Genomic DNA, 18,493 nt, shown 5'->3' with positions numbered 1-18,493 from the left:
ATCTGGAGCTATGCGTGAACTCACTGCATCTACGTTTGTAGTGGTCAACTGATCCCGGACACGACGTTAAGGTTTTTCTCGTACTGAGCGGGCGCCATTCCATCATTGAACTGGTGTGGCCGAATCCAGTTGTAACGATGCATCAGGTAATGACTGATATCCCGCTGAGCCTCTTGGACCGTCATGTAGCCCACGGTCGGTATCCACTCAGTTTTCAAGCTGCGGAACACACGCTCCATCGGCGAGTTGTCGTAGCAATTACCCCGGCGGCTCATGCTCTGGCGTATGCGGTATCGCCAAAGCCGCTGGCGAAACTGTCGGCTCCCGTATTGGACGCCCTGGTCGGAATGAAACAGCAGGCCCTGAGGCTTGCCGCGTTGCTCATAAGCCATGTCCAGCGCCTTGATCACCAAGTCCGTATCCGGTTTGTTCGAAAACGCCCAGCCCACCACCCGACGCGCGTAAAGATCCATAACCACCGCCAGGTAATGCCATTTTCCTTGCGCCCAGATGTAGGTGATGTCGCCACACCAGACCTGATTGGGCGCGGGTACATCGAACTCCCGATTCAAAATGTTCGGAATGTCAGGCCGCTCCACTGTTGCTTTTTTATAAGCATGCGAGCCTGGTTGCTTGCTGATTAATCCCAGCTCCCGCATCAAGCTACGCACCTTGAACCGACCGATTTGCTCGCCATCCGCCTGCATCATCGACACGATACTGCGGCTGCCGGCAGCGCCTCGACTTTGCCCGAACAGCTCATTGACTCGGCTAAGTAAACGAACCCGCTCGGCGTCTGGAGACCGACGCCGCAGGCAATGGTTGTAGTAGCACGAGCGAGGTACCTCGAACACTTCGCACAGCAATTCGATTGGCTCATGGACACTGAGCTGATCAATCAGCGCATGCGCTCGTGCTCTTCCGACATCAAGAGCGCGGTGGCCTTTTTTAAAATGGATTTCTCCCGCTCAAGACGGGCGATCCGGGCTTCGAGCTCCTGGATTTTTTGCTGCTCGGGCGTGAGGGCTTTGCTCTGTGGAGTGACACCGTTGCGCTCTTGTTGAAGCTGGTTGACCCAGCGACGCAGCGCAGATTCGACCACCCCAAGCGAGCGGGAGGCTTCGATATGGCTATAGCCTTGATCGAGCACGAGGCCTGCGGCCTCGCGTTTGAATTCAACGGAAAAGGTACGGCGTTGTTTGGTCATCAGACACCTCTATCTGGCGATATTCTCGCCTAAATGAGTGTCCGGAACCATTAGACCACTACAAAGGTCTTTCAGCTACGGCCTGACTTGATGATTACTCAGGGAGAGAAGAGCTGGGTTCTGGACACCAAATGGAAGCGGCTGGACAGCGAGCTGGGTAGCAAAAATTATGGCCTGAGCCAGGCTGATTTTTATCAACTGTTTGCGTATGGGCAGAAGTATTTAGGCAGGCAGGGGGATTTGGTGCTGATTTATCCGAAGCGTGGGGCGTTTCAGGAGGCGTTGCCGGTTTTTGAGTTTTCGGAGGGGTTGAGGTTGTGGGTGGTGCCGTTTGATTTGATCTCTGAAAAAACTATAGTTATAGAGAAAATCACACGACAATGAAAATGAGTTCTATGAAGCTAAAGGAGCTATTAACTGAGTATCGTATAAGTTTTCTTGCGCTCAGTATGTAAATTATAGGGGGAATGGTTTTGGAGAATGTACAAGGCAAATGATATAAATAGACCTTTTGATGGCTATATGCTTTCATATGGAGTGCGCAAACTTGACGATTTCAAGGAGAGATTATGTCTGCTACCACGCTGGCGATAGAAAATATTTATCACGAAACTAAAGAGTTTTTAATAGTCGGGCTGACTGGTAGAACTGGCTCAGGCTGTACCACTGCCGCCCAGAAATTAGCATCTCCCAGTTTCGGTATTCCATCTGATGGATATGATGGGCTTTCAATAAATGAAATTAAAAAGCACAAAATAATAAAGAAGTATATCGATTCTATAAGTTGGACGCCTTTCTATAAGTTGGAGGTAAGTGGCTTAATAACATTTCATCTCCTGCTGCTTTCTGATTTGGAACTGGATAGTTACTTGCGCGGAGTTTCTTTGACGGATGCTTCGGTAGTTAAGATATCAGAGTTATTCAGTGTTGAATTTTCAGAAGTGCGCAAAGCCGTTGTCGAGCGTATGTCACATGGGTACACTTTTGTAGCTGATTTTGCAACGGATTGGTATCGCCTGTATTTTCAAGATATTCCTGCAGTTACGAGCAGCTTTAGACAGATTTTAACAGACTCGGAATTTACAAAGCTATATCAGAAGACGGGTGATAATATTCGCTCGTCGGGCCGTGCCAATGACAATGTTTTCAATTCGGCAGAGATTTTTAACTTTCCTAAACATATAAATTTAATAATAAAAGTAGCACACGCACATGCAAGACTACGGAAGGTTGAGTGCAGGGTTGTAATAGACGCGATCAGAAATCCATACGAGGCTTCCTATCTGAAGCGTAGGTATGCAAATTACTATTTGGTTTCTATAAATACCGATAACTCTCAGCGCCTTCTTAGTTTGAGGGCTGTAAGAGGTTTTTCTGATGCTCAGATAAAAGAGCTGGATGAAAAAGAGTACCCCCAGAAGCTTTCGGGTGCCAATAGGTTTATAGCTCAAAATATACAAGAATGTATCGAAAATTCAGATATACATATCCATAACTCCAAGGTCAGTAATTTTACTCATAATGATCTAGTTAGCCAGCTGGCTTGGTATGTTACGTTGATGATTCATCCGGGATTAGTCATGCCTACTTCGGCGGAAAATTGCATGCAGATAGCATACTCCGCTAAACATAGCTCTGGTTGTATATCTAGACAGGTTGGTGCTGTAGTAACTGATGCCAGTTACAGTATTAAGGCGGTTGGTTGGAATAGCACTCCTCAGGGGCAAACTCCCTGTCTACTTCGAAGTGCAAGTGATCTTCTTGATAGAGTTAATCCAGAAGATTACAGCGATTACGAATTGAATGATAAGGTTTTTCATAATGCTATGGAGCTCAAGTATAAAGATCTTAGCTTGATCGCTAAAGATAATGGTCGCAATTTGGCTTATTGTTTTAAGAATGTCCAGAATGAGATTGAAGGAGAAAAAAATCAAGTTCATACTCGTTCGTTGCATGCGGAAGAAAATGCTTTTCTTCAGATATCAAAGCACGGGGGACAGAAGGTATCGGGTGGTATATTGTTTACCACTGCTAGCCCTTGTGAGTTGTGTGCAAAGAAAGCCTACCAGCTAGGTATAAAAAAGATATTTTTTATTGATCCTTATCCAGGGATAGCTACTGATCACGTGATTTCGGTTGGAATCGATAGGCCGGTATTAGAGCTGTTTCGCGGCGCGGTGGGCAGGGCATTTTATCAGCTGTATCAACCCGTGATGCCTTACAAAGATGAGTTGGAGTTGGTGTTTGAGATTCCCAAGTACAGTAACCCGGATAAGAAGTCTAAGGAAACTCTGAAAAAGACTTCCTAATTTGGCAAAATCTCCGGACACCAGTCGCCGAGCTTTTCGATGATGAAACAGATGACCTTCGCCGACGCCGAGTATGCCGGCAAGCGCAAGCAGACCCGTAAGGAATTGTTCCTGATCGAGATGGATCAGGTGGTGCCCTGGAAAGGTTTGATTGCCCTGATTGAGCCCTATTATCCAAAAGGAGAAGGTGGCCGGCCCGCCTACCCACTGATGGCGATGCTGCGTGTTCATCTGATGCAGAACTGGTTCGGCTACAGCGATCCGGCGATGGAAGAAGCGCTGTATGAGACGACCATCCTGCGTCAGTTTTCAGGCCTGAGCCTGGAGCGAATTCCAGACGAAACCACCATTCTCAACTTCCGTCGTCTGCTGGAAAAGCACGAGTTGGCGACCGGGATTCTCGGCGTAATTAATGGTTATCTGGGCGACCGTGGCTTGTCGTTGCGTCAAGGCACCATCGTCGATGCCACGCTGATTCACGCGCCCAGTTCGACCAAGAACAAGGATGGCAAACGCGATCCTGAGATGCATCAAACCAAGAAAGGTAACCAGTACTATTTCGGCGCCAAGGCTCACATCGGCGCCGACGACGAGTCAGGCCTGGTGCACAGCGTGGTAGTAACAGCGGCCAATGTGGCAGACGTCACGCAGGTTGCCAAACTGCTGCACGGCGAGGAAAACGTAGTCTGCGCCGACGCAGGTTACACCGGGGTCGAGAAGCGCGAAGAACACGCTGGGCGCAAGGTCATTTGGCAGATTGCCGCCCGCCGCAGCACTTACAAAAAGCACGGAAAACGCAGTATTTTGTACAAGGCGATCCGCAAAATCGAGAAGGCCAAGGCCCAGGTTCGCGCCAAGGTCGAGCATCCGTTTCGGGTCATCAAACGCCAGTTTGGCTATGAAAAAGTGCGCTTTCGGGGCTTGGCCAAGAACACCGCGCAGATGGTGACGTTGTTCGCCCTGTCAAACCTGTGGATGGCCCGTCGACATTTGTTGGCGAGCGCAGGAGAGGTGCGCGTGTAATGCAGGAAATGGTTACCGCAAAAGGCTTTGCAGCGGCCGAAAGAGCTAAAAAGCGAAGATAATTGAGCAAATTTCGACATGCATCGTTTTTTGAAAAGTGCTGAGGACTCGGTAGCCGGAAAACATCCGGCTACTTCAGACCTTCCCTAGAAGTGTTCTTCAAAGTGAAAATGAAAAGTTGCAAGAAAGAATAAGAGTTTTAGAGAGTGAGTTGGATTCACGCAAAATCTGATTGGCTTTGGTTAAGTCGGTCATTGATACGTTTTGACTAAAAAGCCAGGAAGCCTTTACTTCCTGGCTTTTCTAAACCGAGCCTATCAATCCCAGCTCAACGCTCCACCAGTCTGATACTCAATAACCCGAGTCTCAAAGAAATTCTTCTCTTTCTTGAGGTCCATGATCTCGCTCATCCAAGGGAATGGGTTGGTCGTCCCTGGATACTCTTCCTTCAAGCCAATCTGGCTCAAACGACGGTTAGCGATGAATTTCAGGTAGTCTTCCATCATCGCAGCGTTCATGCCCAGCACGCCGCGGGGCATGGTGTCGCGGGCGTATTCGATTTCCAGCTGGGTGCCTTGCAGGATCATCTGCGTGGCTTCTTCTTTCATCTCGGCATCCCACAGGTGTGGGTTTTCGATTTTGATCTGGTTGATCACGTCGATGCCGAAGTTCAGGTGCATGGACTCGTCGCGCAGGATGTACTGGAACTGCTCGGCGACGCCGGTCATTTTGTTGCGGCGGCCCATGGAGAGGATCTGGGTGAAGCCGCAATAGAAGAAGATGCCTTCCAGTACGCAGTAGTAGGCGATCAGGTTGCGCAGCAGCTCTTTGTCGGTTTCGACGGTGCCGGTTTCGAACTTCGGATCGGAGATCGAACGGGTGTACTTCAGGCCCCAAGCTGCCTTTTTAGCGACCGATGGGATCTCGTGGTACATGTTGAAGATCTCGCCTTCATCCATGGCCAGCGATTCGATGCAGTACTGGTAGGCGTGGGTGTGGATCGCCTCTTCGAAGGCCTGGCGCAGGATGTACTGGCGGCACTCCGGATTGGTGATCAGGCGGTACACGGCCAGCACCAGGTTGTTGGCAACCAGCGAGTCGGCGGTGGAGAAGAAGCCCAGGTTGCGCATGACGATGCGGCGCTCGTCGTCGGTCAGGCCTTCCGGGTTTTTCCAGAGGGCGATGTCGGCGGTCATGTTGACTTCTTGCGGCATCCAGTGGTTTGCGCAACCGTCCAGGTACTTCTGCCAGGCCCAGTCGTACTTGAAAGGTACGAGCTGGTTGAGGTCGGCGCGGCAGTTGATCATCATTTTTTCATCAACGGCGACGCGGGCGCTGGCGCCTTCGAGTTCGGCCAGGCCTTCAGCGACGTCCAGTGCGTCCAGCGCTTTCTTGGCGCGGATCAGGGCAGCGGAGTCGGCGGCGGTAACGGCGCGGGCTTCTTGTGCAGCCAGGCCACCGGCGCTATCGAGGCGGTCCATGTTGGCTTCGTTGGCGTGACCGGCGTTGGTCGCTTTGGCGACTACTTCGCCGTCTTCTTTATCGAATTCGTCCCAGCTCAGCATGGTGTACTTCTCCTGCTTGAGGGTCAGTCGGGTGGACTGGCCTGTTGGATCCAGAGGGGGTGTTGCTTGCTTTTAAGGTGTTGCGTGCAAGGAACATGAATTTTTGGCTTTTGAGGCCTTTGGGTGAGGAGCAGGGTGGCAAGGGCATGTGTGCCCTTGCCGACCTCTTCGCGGACAAGTCCGCTCCTACAGGAGTCTACAAGTCAGCATTCGGCTTGTTGGCTTCTCGCTCCCACAGGGTTGTGTTTATCCTGTGGGGCGAGGTGGGGTTGCCTTACTGGCAAGCCTCACAATCCGGCTCGTCGATTGCGCAAGCCTTTGGCACTGGGGCCGGGCCGGCCGGTGCTGCTTCGGTTGGACGCGGGGCGGTGATCGCCGAGTCGTCCGGGCCGTGGCCGCCGCTCGATACTGCGTTGAGCTTGCCGGTATTGACGGTGGACTTCTCGGTGCTGGTCGCGGCCAGGGCACGGAGGTAGTAGGTGGTTTTCAGACCACGGTACCAGGCCATGCGGTAGGTCACGTCCAGCTTCTTGCCCGAAGCGCCAGCGATGTACAGGTTCAGCGACTGAGCCTGGTCGATCCACTTCTGACGACGGCTTGCCGCGTCGACGATCCACTTGGTGTCCACTTCGAAAGCAGTCGCGTAAAGCTCCTTGAGCTCCTGCGGGATGCGCTCGATCTGTTGTACCGAACCGTCGTAGTACTTCAGGTCGTTGATCATGACCGAGTCCCACAGGTCGCGAGCCTTGAGGTCGCGAACCAGGTACGGGTTGATCACGGTGAATTCGCCGGACAGGTTCGATTTCACGTAGAGGTTCTGATAGGTCGGTTCGATCGACTGCGACACGCCAGTGATGTTGGCGATGGTGGCGGTCGGTGCGATGGCCATGATGTTCGAGTTACGGATACCTTTCTGCACACGGGCACGAACCGGCGCCCAGTCCAGGGTTTCCTTCAGGTCGACATCGATGTACTTCTCGCCACGCTGCTCGATCAGGATCTGTTGCGAATCCAGCGGCAGGATGCCTTTGGACCACAGCGAACCCTGGAACGTCTCGTAGGCACCGCGCTCGTCGGCCAGGTCGCAGGACGCCTGGATGGCGTAGTAGCTGACCGCTTCCATGGACGTGTCGGCGAACTGCACGGCAGCATCGGAACCATACGGGATGTGCTGCAGGTACAGCGCATCCTGGAAGCCCATGATACCGAGGCCGACCGGACGGTGGCGCAGGTTGGAGTTCTTGGCCTGCGGCACGGAGTAGTAGTTGATGTCGATAACGTTATCGAGCATGCGCACAGCTACATCGACGGTGCGCTTGAGCTTGTCGGTGTCCAGCTTGCCGTCGACGATGTGGTTCGGCAGGTTGATCGAGCCCAGGTTGCAGACCGCGATCTCGTCCTTGTTGGTGTTCAGGGTGATCTCGGTGCACAGGTTCGAGCTGTGAACCACGCCCACGTGCTGCTGCGGGCTGCGCAGGTTGCACGGGTCCTTGAAGGTCAGCCAAGGGTGGCCGGTTTCGAACAGCATCGAGAGCATCTTGCGCCACAGATCCTTGGCCTGGATGGTCTTGAACAGTTTGACCTTGCCTGGGTATTCGGTCAGCGCTTCGTAGTACTCGTAACGCTCCTGGAAGGCCTTGCCGGTCAGGTCGTGCAGGTCCGGTACTTCGGATGGCGAGAACAGGGTCCACGGGCCGTCGTCGAAGACGCGCTTCATGAACAGGTCAGGGATCCAGTTGGCGGTGTTCATGTCGTGGGTACGACGACGATCATCACCGGTGTTCTTGCGCAGCTCGATGAACTCTTCGATGTCCATGTGCCAGGTTTCCAGGTAGGCACAGACAGCGCCCTTGCGCTTGCCGCCCTGGTTGACCGCAACGGCGGTGTCGTTGACCACTTTCAGGAACGGCACGACGCCTTGCGATTTGCCGTTGGTGCCCTTGATGTATGAGCCCAGCGCACGAACCGGTGTCCAGTCGTTGCCCAGGCCGCCTGCGAATTTGGACAGCATGGCGTTGTCGTGGATCGCGTGGTAGATGCCCGACAGGTCATCCGGCACGGTGGTCAGGTAGCAGCTGGACAGCTGTGGACGCAGGGTACCGGCGTTGAACAGCGTCGGGGTCGAGGACATGTAGTCGAACGACGACAGCAGGTTGTAGAACTCGATGGCGCGGTCTTCACGGGCTTTCTCTTCGATTGCCAGGCCCATGGCCACACGCATGAAGAAGATCTGCGGCAGTTCGAAACGCACGCCATCCTTGTGGATGAAGTAACGGTCGTACAGGGTTTGCAGGCCCAGGTAGGTGAACTGCTGATCGCGCTCGTGGTTGATGGCCTTGCCGAGTTTTTCGAGGTCGAATTCGGCCAGTACAGGGTTGAGCAGTTCGAACTTGATACCGGTGGCGACGTAGGCAGGCAGCGCCTTGGCGTACAGGTCGGCCATTTCGTGGTGGGTGGCGCTGTCGGCGACACCGAGGAAACCCAGGCCTTCGGCGCGCAGGGTGTCCATCAGCAGGCGGGCGGTGACGAACGAGTAGTTCGGCTCACGCTCGACCAGGGTACGTGCGGTCATGACCAGTGCGGTATTGACGTCTTTCAGCGCAACGCCGTCGTACAGGTTTTTCAGGGTTTCGGTCTGGATCAGGTTGGCGTCGACTTCAGCCAGGCCTTCACACGCTTCGGTAACGATGGTGTTCAGGCGACCCATGTCCAGTGGCGCAAAGCTGCCGTCCGCGAGGGTGATGCGGATCGACGGGTGAGCCTGTACCTGATCTTCAGGGGCACGAACGGCACGCTCCTTGGCGCGCGAATCACGGTAGATGACGTAGTCGCGAGCCACTTTCTGCTCGCCGGCACGCATCAGCGCCAGTTCAACCTGATCCTGGATTTCTTCGATGTGGATGGTGCCGCCCGAAGGCATGCGCCGTTTGAACGTGGCGCTGACCTGTTCGGTCAGGCGTGCAACGGTGTCGTGGATGCGCGACGAGGCGGCAGCGTTGCCGCCCTCAACTGCAAGAAACGCCTTGGTGATGGCAACGGTGATCTTGTCATCCGTGTAAGGAACGACAGTGCCGTTACGCTTGATCACGCGCAGTTGACCGGGAGCAGTGGCAGACAGGTCCTGTGGGGTCTGGCTGGCCTGCGGCGCGCCGGTCGGCGAGTTCTCGCGAGTTGTGTCTGTTTGCATGTGTGACTCCACGTTCCTTTAAGTTTGTTCGGGCATTGCTGCCCACCGTTTCGTTTCGAGCAGTAAGTCGCAAAAGGCGACTCAAGGGCTCCAAAACGAAGGTGAAAGCGGGAGGTGCAGCCGCTTCCAGGTTTTGAAGCCAAAAAGGACCGGGCTGTGCCCGATCCTTTGAAAATCTGATGAAGAATGCGTGTTCGATGTTGCAAAACGTGTACGGGATGGCTCTGGCTCAAGCGCGAGCGGTTTGGGTGCCTAAACCGGCTTGAAGTTCAACCCCTCAGACGCAACAAAAATGCTTGAATTTCCCATTTGAGTTGTGCTGGTGTTTTTGCGCAAAACCCCACATGTAGGGTGTGTCTCGTCGCCGGGCTACAAGATAATGCGTTTTGGACATGAATTGCAACGCACCGCCTGTGGATAAAGTGTGTGTAGTTTGTGTATGAATCGCACACCATGCGTGTAGGCCGCATAACTACTGGATCGTGACCGTTTGTCACCGATTTCTGTAGGTGCTGGCGACAGGTTGCTGATTTTTGAGGGCGCGAACCCTATCACAAAAAAACGCTGCTGCAAGACCTGTCTGGCATGTGATGTGCTAAGCCGCGCCGGATGTCGTGCGAGGTGGGCGGCGGTTGCTACACTCGCCTGCGACGCGGTGCCGCAACCCTTGTTTTGAATAACAACAATGGGTCAACCACAACAAGGGGAGATTGCTTTGGAGCCACACACCTGGCATGTACTGATTGTCGAAGATGACCAGCGACTGGCCGAGCTGACCAGCGATTACCTGCACAACAACGGCCTGCGCGTAAGTATTGAGGGCAATGGCGCGCTGGCGGCGGCGCGAATCATTGCCGAACAGCCGGATCTGGTGATCCTCGACCTGATGCTGCCCGGTGAGGACGGTTTCAGTATCTGTCGCTCGGTACGTGACCGTTACGACGGGCCGATTCTGATGCTCACCGCGCGCACCGATGACACCGATCATATTCAGGGGCTCGATACCGGGGCTGACGATTTCGTCTGCAAACCGGTGCATCCGCGCGTGCTGCTGGCGCGTATTCATGCCTTGCTGCGCCGCAGTGAAGCGCCGCAGGTGCCTGCTGCAGAGCTGCGGCGGTTGGTGTTCGGCCCGTTGGTGGTGGACAACGCCCTGCGCGAGGCCTGGCTGCGCGAGCAGAGCATCGAACTGACCGGCGCCGAATTCGACCTGCTGTGGCTGCTGGTGGCCAACGCCGGGCGCACGCTGTCCCGCGAGGAAATCTTCACTGCGCTGCGCGGTGTGGGTTATGACGGGCAGGATCGCTCTATCGACGTGCGTATCTCGCGCATCCGCCCGAAAATCGGCGACGACCCCATCCACCCGCGTCTGATCAAGACCGTGCGCAGCAAGGGCTATCTGTTTGTGCCCGAAGCGGCGCAGGACATGAGCGGCCACGTGTTCAGCGGCTGACCTTATGAACTCGATCTTTCTGCGGATCTACGGCGGCATGCTCGGCGTACTGGTGCTGGTCGCGCTGCTTGGCGTGTTCGCCCTGCACGTGCTCAATCAGTCGCGCGGCGAGCAATACCGCGAACGTCTGGCCCACGGCACCTTTACGGTGATGGCCGATAACCTTGTGCCGCTCAACGACATCGAGCGCCGCCGCGCCCTGGCGATCTGGGAGCGCTTGCTGGGCATTCCCCTCAGCCTGCAAAGCATCGAGCAGGCTGGACTGGACAGCGGCGCGCGCGGTCGTCTGGCGCGTGGGCAGGTGGTGGTCGAGCAGATCGGCCCGCACGCCGCCAGGGTCTATCGTCAGTTGAGTGACAAGGAACCGCTGCTGCTGAGCGGCGAGGTGCAGCAGATCACCGAGCAACTGGCGCGAGCCACTATTTACCTGCTGATCGACGAGCTGGTGCGCTTTCCGGTCGATGAGCAACCGGCACGCCTGCAAGCCCTGCGCATCGACAAGGGCTTTGGTTTCGACTTGCATCTACTGGCGCTGGACCAGGCTGACCTGGACGATGACCAGCGCCGCCGCATCTATGAAGGCGACACGGTAATGGCGCTGGGCAAGGGCGGCGACTCGATCCGCGTGCTGGCCGGAATCGTCGACACCAACTGGGTGCTGGAAATCGGCCCGCTGTATCAGATGAACCCCTATCCGCTGCATTGGCTGCTGGTGATCGCCTTGATGGGCCTGTGTTTTATCGGTCTGGTGGTGTACTTGCTGGTGCGGCGTCTGGAGCGGCGCGTGTTGGAGCTGGAAGCTGCAGCGACGCAGATCGCCCAAGGCAGCCTGCAAACCCGCGTGCCGACCGAGGGTTCCGACTCGGTGGGGCGTGTGGCGGCGGCGTTCAACAGCATGGCCGAGCACCTGCAACGCTCGCTGATGATCCAGCGCGAGTTGGTGCGCGCGGTGTCTCACGAGCTACGCACACCGGTTGCACGCTTGCGTTTCGGTCTGGAGATGGTCAGCGACGCCACCACTCTCGAGGCGCGGCGCAAATACATGCGCGGCATGGACAGCGACATTCAGGACCTCGACAAACTGGTCGATGAAATGCTCACTTACGCGCGCCTTGAGCAAGGCGCGCCGACCCTGAATTTCCAGCGTGTCGATCTGGATGCGCTGATTGATCAGGTGATCGCCGAACTGGCACCCTTGCGCGCCGATGTGCGGGTTTCACGGGGCGAATGTTTGACCTCTGAAGAGGGCGAAGCCGCCTGGGTCGAGGCAGAACCGCGTTATCTGCATCGTGCGGTACAGAACCTGGTGAGCAACGCGATGCGCCATGCAGAAAACGAGGTGCGCATAAGTTACCGACTGGAGGCGCAGCAGTGCCGTATCGATGTGGACGATGACGGTCCCGGCGTTCCGGAAGAAGCCTGGGAGCAGATTTTCACGCCGTTCATGCGTATCGATGACAGCCGCACCCGAGCGTCAGGCGGGCATGGGCTGGGCCTGTCGATTGTGCGGCGGATCATCCATTGGCACGAAGGCCGCGCGCTGATTGGCCATAGTGTCAGCCTGGGTGGCGCGTGTTTCAGCCTGTCCTGGCCGCGCACGCAGGTGCCGCGTTGAGTGCTCAGCTGTTCAGTGGTCCGCTTGAGTGCTTCGGGCAGACGTTGCTGGCGGCAGATGATTCGCGCCCTGTAGTGGCGTTGCCTGATCTGCTGCAAGCCGAGCGGCTTGATCAGTTACTGCTGAGCATTTACGGGCCGCAGTTGATGCCCAGCCAATTGCCGGTGCTGGTGTCGCAGTGGGCCAAGTTTTACTTCATGCAGATTATTCCGCCGGTGCTGGTTGCCAGTCTGGTGCATGGCTGGCATTGGCCGTTGGCGCTTGAGCAGGTCGCACTGGCAGTGGATGAACGTGGCCTGCCGAATGGTGTTCGGTTGGCGGGGGAGGGAGAGGCCTGGCGGGGCATTCCGGCTGATCCGTTTCAACGGTTTGCCGGGTTGCTTGATGACAATTTGCAGCCCTTTATTGCCGCATTGAGCGCCTATGGCGGGCTGCCCTGCGCGGTGTTGTGGAGCAGCGCCGGGGATTATCTGGAAGGCTGTCTTGTGCAACTGGCCACGTGCAGCACTGCGTCATTGGTGCCAGGGCTGGCGCTGTTGAGCGAGAGGAAAATGCCGGATGGGCGGGCCAATCCTCTGTTTCAGGCGGTGCGTTACGTTTCGCAGGCGCAGGGTGATGAACCGCGCAGGCAACGGCGTGTGTGCTGCCTGAGTCATCGGGTGGAGTGGGGCGGGCGTTGCGAGCATTGTCCGCTGTCCGGCTGATCAGCCTTCGACTGCGACCAGACTCAACAGATGATCGCCCAGCACACTGAACTGGCCGTCGAGTTCCTTGCCTGCATGCCACTCGCTGGACAGATCGATGAGCAGGCGCAAGCGGGCGTTGCCGTCGGCGGACCATTCAAGCAGTTGCGCGTCTTCAAAATAGAAGCGCTTTTGCACGATGGGATAGAGCGCCTTGAACAGCGCTTCCTTGATCGAAAAGGTCAGGGTCACGCGCAGCGCGACTTGATCCTGCGCGCCTGCCGCCATGTCGGCCAGCTCGGCAGCCGTCAGAATTTCCCCGGCCAGTCGCGAGGCACGCTCATGGCTCAGCAGGTTTTCCGTGTCCAGCCCCAGCCCGCGCCATTGTCGCTTGTGCGCCACCACAGCGGCGGCCCAGCCGGTGCTATGGGTGATCGAGCCACAGACATCAGCGGGCCAGACTGGCGCACGGTCTTCACCCACAGCAGGAACATGCAGACGGCCATCCAGTTGGCACATGGCTTCGCGGGCACAGAGCCGACCGGCGAGAAATTCGGCCTGACGCTTGGCGACCGAGCGCTGAATGCTCGCAGGCATCTGCACCGCACAGCGCTGAAAGTCGCCGTCGATCAGCGTGTGCGGATCAAACCGCCCACTGACCAGCACCGCGCCAGGCAGCGCATGCGGCAACGGCCAGTGCTGGACAAGTTCGGGACAGCAGGCGGGAAGGTCGGGTAATTGAGTCATGGGCGGCATTTTGCCGGGGGAGCGGGTTTGAGGGAAGGGCACTGGTAACTATCCGCGCCCTTCTTGGCGACGCAGAGCGTCGCGACCTGCATTCCCACGCTGGAGCGTGCGGAATGATCGTAACTATCGTGCGTTGCTCCGCGTCGCATGCCTTTCCGGACGCTCTGCGTCCTCTTGCGACGCGGAGCGTCGAGAACTGCATTCCCACGCTGGAGCGTGAGGAACGATCATCGCAACTATCGTGCGTTGCTCCGCGTCGCATGCCTTTCTGGACGCTCCGCGTCCTCTTGGCGGTGCATAGCAAAAAACTGGTCACACTTTCATTATTTCCACGTACTCGGTCGGAAGGTACCTTTCGCGGCTCTGATGATTCAAGGATGAACACATGGGCCGGAGTAGATACACCATCACCGAACCTGAGAAGCCTCATTTCCTGACGTGCACGGTGGTGGAGTGGTTACCGCTTTTTACCCGGCCTGTTCTGGTAGACATTCTGTTCAACGCCTGGCGCTACCAACAGGCTCATCAAGGACTGCAGCTCTTCGGGTATGTCGTATTGGAAAACCATTTGCACTTCGTGGCCCAAGCGCCCGCCTTGGACAAATGTGTGAGTAGTTTCAAGTCATTTACGGCTCGACAGATAATCGAAGCACTTGAGAACGCCAACGCCGAGAGCACGCTGGAGCGTCTGCGATTCGTCAAACGCCTGCACAAGAGCGACAGGGTGTATCAGGTCTGGCAGGAAGGAGCTCATGCCGAGCTTGTGTGGAGTGAAAAGGTTATGCGGCAGAAGCTCGATTACATTCACCACAACCCGGTAAAGAGAGGCTATGTGGACATCGGTGAGCACTGGAGGTACTCCAGCGCTCGCGATTATGAGGGGCAGCGCGGTTTGATCGATATTCAGCGCTGGTATTGACGCATAGCGTGCGGAGCGATGACCTCAACTATCGTGCGGCGCTCCGCGTCGCATGCCTTTCCGGACGCTCCGCGTCCTCCCCGTTTCAGGCGGACGCGGAGTTTCAGTTATCGCTCAACCAAATATCTTTTTGAAAAACACTTTCATGTCCGCCCAGGAGCTCTCATCGGCAGCCTTGTCGTAGCCGATGTCAGGGCCGCCGTGGTCGCCGTGGTCGCCGTGGCTCAGGCGGTCGGCGTCGGGGTTGGTGAAGCCGTGTTTGGCACCGTCGATGCTGACGAATTTATAGTCAGCCTTGGCGTCGTCCATTTCCTTTTTAAAGGCTGCGACGTTTTCAGCGGTGACCATGCTGTCCTTGGCGCCGTGCTCGACCAGCATTGGCACCTTGATACCCGGTTTCGCCGGGGTATTGGTGACCAGTGCGCCGTGGAAGCTCACTACGCCCAGCAACGGTTCGCCGCGCCGCGCCGCGTCCAGCACGATCTTGCCGCCGAAGCAGTAACCGACCGCTGCAATTTTTTTCGGGTCGGTCTGAGGTTGCTTCTTCAATTGCTCCAGCCCGGCATCAAAGCGCTTGTCAGCCGCATCACTGTCCTTGAGCGCAGCCTGCATGAATGCCATCGCGTCCTTCGGGTGCTCGGTGTTCTTGCCTTCGCCGTACATGTCGATGGCCATGGCGCTATAGCCCAGTTCAGCCAGGTCGCGGGCGCGGCGCTTGGCGTAGTCGTTCAGGCCCCACCACTCGTGAACCACCAGAATACCTGAGCGTGGACCTTTTACCGCGTCGTCGTAAGCGTAGTAACCCACCAGTTTGGTTCCGTCGGCACTCTTGTAATCGATCTGCTCGGTCTTGATCGCTGCCTGAGCGAGTCCGGTCAGGCCCATCATGATCATTGCAATCCACACACGCATGGTCAGCTCCTTTTGATAGTTTGAGGTCGCAAACAACCATAGCCGATTCCGCTGCATCCGGTGTAGATGACTGTTCAGCGCCGGTTCATGGCGTGTTCAGTCGGGGTTCAGCCCGGCGCGATTACTGTTGGGCCGTACCTTGACAGCGTCCCCGAGCGCAAAAGGAGTCGATATGTTGAATCTCAACAAGTTTTTCCTGGCCTTGGCTTTTCTGAGTGGCAGCGCCGCAGCGCAGGCGGGCGATGGTCGGCTTGACGTGGCTCGTATCGAGTTCGGCAAGACCAGCGAAAGGCTTGATGACGCCAACAGCTGGGGGCATGCGCTCGGGGAACAGGCACATACCAATGTTTCTGTGGGCACACTTTATTCACCGCCGGTTTACGGCACCCTGACAGGGACTCACAATGGTGTGCCTGTCAGCCGCGAAATCCTGCTGGGCAGCTATGATGTGACACAACACGTGCCCGTCAGCGCCCGCCTGTTGAGTACTGATGCGACGATGTCGTTTCATTCTTTGTCTTGAGGCTGCGATTGTGCCTGGGAGAGCTGCATGAAGTTGTTGGTAGTTGAGGATGAAGCGCTGCTGCGCCACCACCTGAGAACCCGTCTGACCGAAGCGGGGCATGTGGTGGAAGCGGTGGCCAACGCTGAGGAAGCGTTGTATCAGGTCACGCAATTCAATCACGACCTGGCCGTGATCGATCTGGGCTTGCCGGGCATCGGTGGGCTGGACCTGATTCGGCAGTTGCGCACCGTGGGCAAGGCGTTTCCGATTCTGATCCTGACCGCGCGCGGCAATTGGCAGGACAAGGTCGAAGGGCTGGCGGCCGGCGCTGACGACTACGTGGTCAAACCCTTCCAGTTCGAAGAACTGGAAGCGCGGCTCAACGCCCTGTTGCGGCGTTCCAGCGGCTTCATTCAGTCCACCATCACGGCTGGCCCGCTGCTGCTGGACCTCAATCGCAAGCACGCCGCGCTGGCTGAACAACCGCTGGCGCTGACCGCCTACGAATACCGCATCCTCGAATACCTGATGCTCCATCACCAGCAAGTGGTGCCCAAAGAGCGCCTGATGGAGCAGCTGTATCCTGATGACGACGAGCGCGACCCAAACGTGATCGAAGTGCTGGTCGGCCGCCTGCGTCGCAAGCTGGACAGCAACGTGGCGTTCAAACCTATCGAAACCGTGCGCGGCATGGGCTATCTGTTCAATGAGCGCTGTACGTGATTCGTTCGCTTCGCCTGCGCCTGATGCTGGGTGCCGCCACTCTGGCGGTGATCTTCATGCTGCTGATGCTGCCTGCTTTGCAGGGGGCGTTCAGCCTGGCGCTGCGCGGGGCGATAGAGCAACGCCTGGCTTCCGACGTGACCACCATGATTTCGGCGGCGCGCGTCGAAGACGGTCATCTATTGATGCCGTCCGTACTGCCGGGCGAACAGTTCAACCTGCCGGGCAGCCGTCTGCTGGGCTACATCTATAACCGCCAGGGGCAGATGGTCTGGCGCTCACTGTCCACCGAAGGCGAGAACATCGACTACCGCCCGCAGTATGACGGGCAGGGCAGCGAGTTCACCAAGATCAAGGAAATCAACGGCGATGAGTATTTCGTCTATGACGTCGAGATCCGGCTGCTCGGCGGGCGCAATGCCGCGTTCAGTATCGTCGCCGTGCAGCCCTTGCGTGGCTATCAGGAAACTATCGACGGTTTGCGCCGCAAGCTCTATCTGGGCTTTGGCGCAGCACTGGCGGTGCTGCTCGGGTTGCTGTGGATGGGCCTGACCTGGGGGCTGCGTGCCTTGCGCGGCTTGAGCCAGGAACTGGATCAGGTGGAAGCCGGCGTGCGCGACAGCCTGAGCGAGGAGCATCCCAGCGAACTGCTGCGTCTGACCGACTCGCTCAACCGCCTGCTGCGCAGCGAACGTGAACAGCGGATTCGTTACCGCGATTCGCTGGATGACCTGGCCCACAGCCTGAAAACACCGCTGGCGGTCTTGCAGGGGGTCAGCGAAAACATCGCCAAGCGTCCCGAGGATGTCGAGCAGGCGTGGGTGCTGCAATCGCAGATCGAGCGCATGAGCCAACAGATCGGCTATCAACTGCAACGGGCCAGCCTGCGCAAGAGCGGTCTGGTGCGCCATCACGTCATGCTGCGGCCTGTGGTCGAAAGCCTGTGCAACACACTCGACAAGGTGTATCGCGACAAACAGGTCAAGGCCACGCTGGACCTGCCGGAGCATTGTCAGGTGCACATGGAAGAGGGCGCGTTGCTGGAAATGCTCGGCAACCTGCTGGAAAACGCCTATCGGCTGTGCCTGAGCGAAGTACGCGTGAGCTTTACCCGCTCAGCGGACGGCGATGAACTGTGCGTCGAAGACGACGGCCCCGGCGTTCCGCAAAGCCAGCGCGCGCGCATTCTCGAGCGTGGCGAACGCCTGGACCGCCAGAACCCTGGGCAAGGCATTGGTCTGGCGGTGGTCAAGGACATCATCGAAAGCTACGGCGCACAACTGACCCTGGGCGATTCCCCGCTGGGCGGCGCGGCGTTCAGGATTCATTTTCTGGCGCAGTAAGGGTGTGTTCACCCCAGTTTCAAGAGCGTCCAGAACGGCATGCCAACGCGGAGCATTGGCACGATAGTGTTATCACACCTGTCGTTCCTCACGCTCCAGCGTCGGAATGCCGTGCGTGACGCTCTGCGTCACACCTCTGCGCGTCACCGAGCACTCCTGTCACCACAGAAAAACGGCGGATACCCGCCACTGTGTGCCCATTTTTCCCACCATACGGCGGAAAACCGCCACGTCTTTTTCGGTTTGCGTCTACCGTTACCCGTCTGCGCCTTGTAATGCGGGGTTTTGATGGCTATTTGATT

Annotated in this window: 14 protein-coding genes and 1 pseudogene; 10 read left to right on the top strand and 5 right to left on the bottom strand. The window is 57.0% G+C overall.

The window, feature by feature from the left end; genetic code table 11:
- Positions 1 to 44: 44 nt before the first annotated feature.
- Positions 45 to 1,207 (bottom strand): IS3 family transposase gene (locus LJU29_RS19770; RefSeq protein WP_122320854.1). Its coding sequence is split into 2 segments (ribosomal slippage): positions 45 to 952 and positions 952 to 1,207, totalling 1,164 coding nucleotides; the frame shifts between segments, so codons are not numbered across the junction.
- Between the two features lie 63 nt (positions 1,208 to 1,270).
- Between LJU29_RS19770 and LJU29_RS19765 the strand changes: the two are divergent.
- The 3 genes and pseudogenes from LJU29_RS19765 to LJU29_RS19755 form a co-directional block, all read left to right on the top strand.
- Positions 1,271 to 1,591: pseudogene (locus LJU29_RS19765) on the top strand (5-methylcytosine restriction system specificity protein McrC); the annotation flags it as partial.
- A gap of 185 nt (positions 1,592 to 1,776) precedes the next feature.
- Positions 1,777 to 3,516, top strand: coding sequence for a hypothetical protein (locus LJU29_RS19760; RefSeq protein ID WP_257111093.1), 1,740 nt, complete (start codon positions 1,777 to 1,779; stop codon positions 3,514 to 3,516).
- Between the two features lie 42 nt (positions 3,517 to 3,558).
- Positions 3,559 to 4,539, top strand: a complete 981-nt coding sequence (locus tag LJU29_RS19755; RefSeq protein WP_054078085.1) for an IS5-like element ISPsy2 family transposase — start codon at positions 3,559 to 3,561, stop codon at positions 4,537 to 4,539.
- A gap of 317 nt (positions 4,540 to 4,856) precedes the next feature.
- Here the strand turns inward: LJU29_RS19755 and LJU29_RS19750 are convergent, their stop codons facing one another.
- The gene (locus LJU29_RS19750) at positions 4,857 to 6,104 is read right to left on the bottom strand and encodes a ribonucleotide-diphosphate reductase subunit beta (RefSeq protein WP_002554639.1); all 1,248 of its coding nucleotides are present in this window, start codon (positions 6,102 to 6,104) and stop codon (positions 4,857 to 4,859) included.
- A gap of 274 nt (positions 6,105 to 6,378) precedes the next feature.
- On the bottom strand, positions 6,379 to 9,291 hold the full coding sequence (locus LJU29_RS19745; protein ID WP_122322946.1) for a ribonucleoside-diphosphate reductase subunit alpha: 2,913 nt from the start codon (positions 9,289 to 9,291) through the stop codon (positions 6,379 to 6,381).
- Between the two features lie 685 nt (positions 9,292 to 9,976).
- Between LJU29_RS19745 and LJU29_RS19740 the strand changes: the two genes are divergently transcribed.
- Genes LJU29_RS19740 through fhuF form a run of 3 tightly spaced genes read left to right on the top strand, consistent with a single transcriptional unit; the run spans position 9,977 to position 13,063 of the window.
- Positions 9,977 to 10,744, top strand: coding sequence for a response regulator (locus LJU29_RS19740; RefSeq protein ID WP_161796206.1), 768 nt, complete (start codon positions 9,977 to 9,979; stop codon positions 10,742 to 10,744).
- A 4-nt stretch (positions 10,745 to 10,748) separates the two neighbouring features.
- The gene (locus tag LJU29_RS19735) at positions 10,749 to 12,359 is read left to right on the top strand and encodes an ATP-binding protein (protein WP_257111092.1); all 1,611 of its coding nucleotides are present in this window, start codon (positions 10,749 to 10,751) and stop codon (positions 12,357 to 12,359) included.
- Positions 12,317 to 13,063 (top strand): siderophore-iron reductase FhuF, encoded by a 747-nt coding sequence (fhuF, locus tag LJU29_RS19730; RefSeq protein ID WP_257111091.1) that lies wholly within the window; start codon positions 12,317 to 12,319, stop codon positions 13,061 to 13,063. The genes LJU29_RS19735 and fhuF overlap by 43 nt, the downstream gene beginning before the upstream one ends.
- Here fhuF and LJU29_RS19725 read toward each other — a convergent pair whose 3' ends face one another.
- The gene (locus LJU29_RS19725) at positions 13,064 to 13,789 is read right to left on the bottom strand and encodes a 4'-phosphopantetheinyl transferase family protein (protein ID WP_257111090.1); all 726 of its coding nucleotides are present in this window, start codon (positions 13,787 to 13,789) and stop codon (positions 13,064 to 13,066) included.
- 385 nt (positions 13,790 to 14,174) lie between these two features.
- On the opposite strand from LJU29_RS19725, the gene LJU29_RS19720 reads away from it, so the two are divergent.
- Positions 14,175 to 14,708 carry an REP-associated tyrosine transposase gene (locus tag LJU29_RS19720; RefSeq protein ID WP_122322341.1) on the top strand — a complete coding sequence of 178 codons (534 nt, stop codon included), beginning with the start codon at positions 14,175 to 14,177 and terminating at the stop codon, positions 14,706 to 14,708.
- Between the two features lie 114 nt (positions 14,709 to 14,822).
- Here the strand turns inward: LJU29_RS19720 and LJU29_RS19715 are convergent, their stop codons facing one another.
- The gene (locus LJU29_RS19715; RefSeq protein ID WP_257111089.1) at positions 14,823 to 15,620 is read right to left on the bottom strand and encodes a dienelactone hydrolase family protein; all 798 of its coding nucleotides are present in this window, start codon (positions 15,618 to 15,620) and stop codon (positions 14,823 to 14,825) included.
- A 172-nt stretch (positions 15,621 to 15,792) separates the two neighbouring features.
- Between LJU29_RS19715 and LJU29_RS19710 the strand changes: the two genes are divergently transcribed.
- From LJU29_RS19710 to LJU29_RS19700, 3 genes are read left to right on the top strand one after another with little or no spacing between them, the layout of a single operon-like run.
- Positions 15,793 to 16,143: a hypothetical protein gene (locus LJU29_RS19710; protein WP_057424082.1), complete on the top strand. Its 351-nt coding sequence runs from the start codon at positions 15,793 to 15,795 to the stop codon at positions 16,141 to 16,143.
- 27 nt (positions 16,144 to 16,170) lie between these two features.
- Complete coding sequence (locus LJU29_RS19705; protein ID WP_002554629.1) at positions 16,171 to 16,848, top strand: response regulator; 678 nt, start codon at positions 16,171 to 16,173, stop codon at positions 16,846 to 16,848.
- On the top strand, positions 16,845 to 18,191 hold the full coding sequence (locus tag LJU29_RS19700) for an ATP-binding protein (RefSeq protein WP_004665996.1): 1,347 nt from the start codon (positions 16,845 to 16,847) through the stop codon (positions 18,189 to 18,191). The genes LJU29_RS19705 and LJU29_RS19700 overlap by 4 nt, the downstream gene beginning before the upstream one ends.
- Positions 18,192 to 18,493: the final 302 nt, after the last annotated feature.

It is taken from the genome of Pseudomonas ficuserectae, assembly GCF_024584585.1.
Lineage (GTDB): Bacteria > Pseudomonadota > Gammaproteobacteria > Pseudomonadales > Pseudomonadaceae > Aquipseudomonas > Aquipseudomonas amygdali.
The sequence above is the reverse complement of the archived record's forward strand: the minus strand, read 5'-3'. Positions and strand labels throughout refer to the sequence as shown.

Coding starts and splice junctions, on each gene's coding strand:
- LJU29_RS19745 (WP_122322946.1), bottom strand. CDS start 9,291: ATGCAAACAGACACAACTCGCGAGAACTCGCCGACCGGCGCGCCGCAG.
- LJU29_RS19720 (WP_122322341.1), top strand. CDS start 14,175: ATGGGCCGGAGTAGATACACCATCACCGAACCTGAGAAGCCTCATTTC.
- LJU29_RS19750 (WP_002554639.1), bottom strand. CDS start 6,104: ATGCTGAGCTGGGACGAATTCGATAAAGAAGACGGCGAAGTAGTCGCC.
- LJU29_RS19735 (WP_257111092.1), top strand. CDS start 10,749: ATGAACTCGATCTTTCTGCGGATCTACGGCGGCATGCTCGGCGTACTG.
- LJU29_RS19725 (WP_257111090.1), bottom strand. CDS start 13,789: ATGACTCAATTACCCGACCTTCCCGCCTGCTGTCCCGAACTTGTCCAG.
- LJU29_RS19760 (WP_257111093.1), top strand. CDS start 1,777: ATGTCTGCTACCACGCTGGCGATAGAAAATATTTATCACGAAACTAAA.
- LJU29_RS19705 (WP_002554629.1), top strand. CDS start 16,171: ATGAAGTTGTTGGTAGTTGAGGATGAAGCGCTGCTGCGCCACCACCTG.
- LJU29_RS19755 (WP_054078085.1), top strand. CDS start 3,559: ATGAAACAGATGACCTTCGCCGACGCCGAGTATGCCGGCAAGCGCAAG.
- LJU29_RS19710 (WP_057424082.1), top strand. CDS start 15,793: ATGTTGAATCTCAACAAGTTTTTCCTGGCCTTGGCTTTTCTGAGTGGC.
- LJU29_RS19740 (WP_161796206.1), top strand. CDS start 9,977: ATGGGTCAACCACAACAAGGGGAGATTGCTTTGGAGCCACACACCTGG.
- LJU29_RS19715 (WP_257111089.1), bottom strand. CDS start 15,620: ATGCGTGTGTGGATTGCAATGATCATGATGGGCCTGACCGGACTCGCT.